This window comes from Pseudomonas sp. (assembly GCF_049645325.1).
Classification (GTDB): Bacteria; Pseudomonadota; Gammaproteobacteria; order Pseudomonadales; family Pseudomonadaceae; genus Aquipseudomonas.
The window spans coordinates 1-3,028 of sequence record NZ_JBARTQ010000251.1 but is presented as its reverse complement, the minus strand read 5'-3'; the positions used below and the strand labels follow the sequence as shown (position 1 = coordinate 3,028).

The 3,028-nt window shown below is 55.1% G+C and carries 2 protein-coding genes; both read right to left on the bottom strand.

Going from position 1 to position 3,028, the window contains the following annotated elements:
* Positions 1–165: 165 nt before the first annotated feature.
* The gene (locus WBB95_RS10935) at positions 166–2,289 is read right to left on the bottom strand and encodes a recombinase family protein (protein ID WP_424487606.1); all 2,124 of its coding nucleotides are present in this window, start codon (positions 2,287–2,289) and stop codon (positions 166–168) included.
* 555 nt (positions 2,290–2,844) lie between these two features.
* Positions 2,845–3,028 (bottom strand): hypothetical protein (locus WBB95_RS10930; protein WP_424487605.1); only part of this gene is annotated, 184 nt, incomplete at its 5' end.

Sequence of the window (3,028 nt, the reverse complement as noted above, 5' to 3'; positions counted from 1 at the left end):
CGCTACGATTGTTCCGCTTGGCGCACCAATTGGCGTAGCCTGATAACCAGTGCTGCATCCCTCGAGAAAGGTTTGGCTGGGGCGTTTTGATCAGTGCATGAATATGATTTGGCATGGTGACGTAATCACAATGCACTCCTTTGCAGATTTGTGTTCAAGTGAGTTTTAGCTGGTTTTCATGGTCGGGGTGGTCAGTTCAGTGGGTGTTTTTTGTAGACCCTGTCGATTGTGATCGACCAGTTTGCGAAGTCGGGTGAGTTCTTCTTCGTTCGCCCAAAAAGTCCAACGCGGTGATTCCTGCGTCGCGTGGACCCAGCCGCGACGTCGCCAGGTGTTCAACGTCTCTTTACGCACGCCCAGTTCGTGTGCGAGTTCCCGAAGACTCCATTGAGGTGAGCTGTGATCGCGAACTGCGGCTGGCGATTGATCGCGGAACTTCTTGCACATAGAAGACACGATCGCCGCCGTGAATGCTCCACAGCTCGTCGAGTGATAGCCTTCGCGATTGAGTTCCTCGCTGACTTCGGCGTGGGTCTTGCCTTCGCGCTTTCGTCGCTCGATCAGTTCGCGAATCTCCGCTGCGGACTCCAGCCATTCAAAGCGCTGCACCGGTTTCATGATTCGATGACGACTTTCAAAACCACCGGCCCAACGGATCATCACGTTGACATACTCGCTGCGTCCAACCGTCTCGATCACAATCCGCTCGACCAATGCGCGGAAAATCGTTTGGCGATCCAGGCCGGTTGTTGTGTCGGCATGCCACAACGCGGGAATGTCATTTGAAAGTGATTCGATCCGTGACAGACGACTGGGTGTCAGTCGTTCTTGTTGTTGCGTCCGAAAGCGAGCCAGTGTTTCTTCGGCAACCCGCTTGTCTCGCAACGATTGTTCCCAGCGTCGCTCCAGTTCCGCAGCAACGAGCCGATTCGACGGATCGACTTCTTCGTAACGCCGGCGCGCAAGTTCGCTTTCGTAATCAGCTCGCTCAACTGACTGAGCGTGATGACGCTCGACGACTTGGCGATCGTTGTCCAGTTTTGCAAACGCCTGGACGCTCAGTTCGATCGAAGCAGGCGAAACCGCTTGAAGCAACAGAGAGCAAATCAGCTCGTCCAGCGAGCGTGCGTTGAAGCTCTGGCACTGTTTCTCGCCCCATTGGTTGCGCGACATTTCGCAAGTCAAACGTTCCTTCTTTTGGCCACTGTAGCTGACGCTCATGTGCCGTCCACAGTGCCCGCAGACGATGCGTCCGGCCAGCATGGACGTTCCCCGCATGGCCGCACCAAGCCGATATTTGGACGCGTTTTCCCAGAGTTTTTGCTGGTTTGCCTCGAATTGCTGCCGACGGATGTAGGCTGGAAGTTTATCTTCAATCAGCACATCCCATTGGTCTTGCGACGCCCACACGCGACCACTGTTGCGACGCCCCTTGACGACTTTCTTCGGATCCGTCTTGCGGCGACCATAGACATAGGCACCATAGTAAATCGGATGATGGAGCATGCACAAAAGCGTCGAAGTGTTTGGCTGCTTCCATTGCAGTTTCCCTTTCTGCACGCCGCGATGATCGCGCAGCGGAACAGTCAGGTTGTCGTCGCGCAAGTATCGCACTAACCCACTGAGCGATCCGAGTTCAACGAACTTTGAAAAGATCATCTCGACAAAGTTGCGAACCTGTTCATCGGGGTCTTTCACAAGCGTGTTGTCGCTTCGCACGTATCCGATCGGAGCATGTGTGAAGTACTCGCCACGCCGAGCCTTGTTGAGTTGACCGGCTCGAAGACGCCCTTGCAGGACATGCAGTTCCGCTTCGCTCATCGTTCCTTTGAGTCCTAACAATAAACGGTCGTTGTGATCACGTGGATCGTAGACACCATCCGCATCGGCCAGCAGCGTTCCGAACAGACTACAGTTCTCAAGTAACTGGTGCCAGTCACGACACGACCTGGCCAGTCGACTCATTTCGATGCTGAAGATGATGCCCACATGCCCCAGCGACACTTCTGCAATCATGCGTTGGAATCCGATCCGGTATTCGACACTGCGACCACTCATGCCAAGATCATCGTCAATCACTTCGATGCGATCGTCGCTCCATCCCATTGCCGCCGCGCGATCGACCAGGCGATATTGCATCTGGGTCGACTCGATGTTTTCTTCCACTTGCTTGGTGCTCGACTGCCGAACATAAACGAGTGCCAACAGTTCTTGATGGGCTGGTCGAATCTTGGCACTGACGAGCAAGGGTGCCAAAGCCATGGAGCTGGAATCAGATGTTCGTATCATCGCTCTGCTCCTTTTCGGTTGCAGGCGATGCTTGGTCGAGCATCTTGATCAACGCGTTGAAGACCGTTTGTTGAGTCTGTGGCGGGACTTGGTCCCAGAGATTCCGAAGCGGAATCTGCGTCGATTTCGGCTGAGTCAGCGCGGGGGGGAACTTTGTCGTTGCATGAGTCGCATCCTTGCTTTTGCGTTGCTAGCAGAATCCACTCTGCCAAACGCAGCAGAGCCATCGCATCAACAATAATCCCTGCGTTTCCCTTTGAACAAGACCAATCAACAGTATCAGTCTGATTGGTTCTCGATCAGCACAAAAGCGTGCAGCTGCCAATCGTACGTCTCCACCGTCCGCTGGAGCCACTCCAGCCACCGCTGGCGATCGCGGTCGTCCGAGACGATATCTCGCCGCTCGATCCCGCGGGACATCACATGATACAGGGCCCCTTCGTACTCCACTCGCAATGGTCTGGCCATGGCCCAAGCGTAACCTGGCTCTGGCCGGTACGCAAGACTAATCACTAATCACGGCCTGACCCCAGATCTGCTTTCCAAGACTAATCACTAATCACGGCCTGACCCCAGATCTGCTTTTACCCGCATTACAGCAACCAGGGCGGATTTCCCGGCGGGGCGATTCGCGTCGGCCAGTACAAGCTGATCGAACGGTTCGAAGACGGCCGCGCGCAGCTGTTCAATCTTCGCGACGATATCGGCGAACGCAGCGACCTGGCACCACAAATGCCGG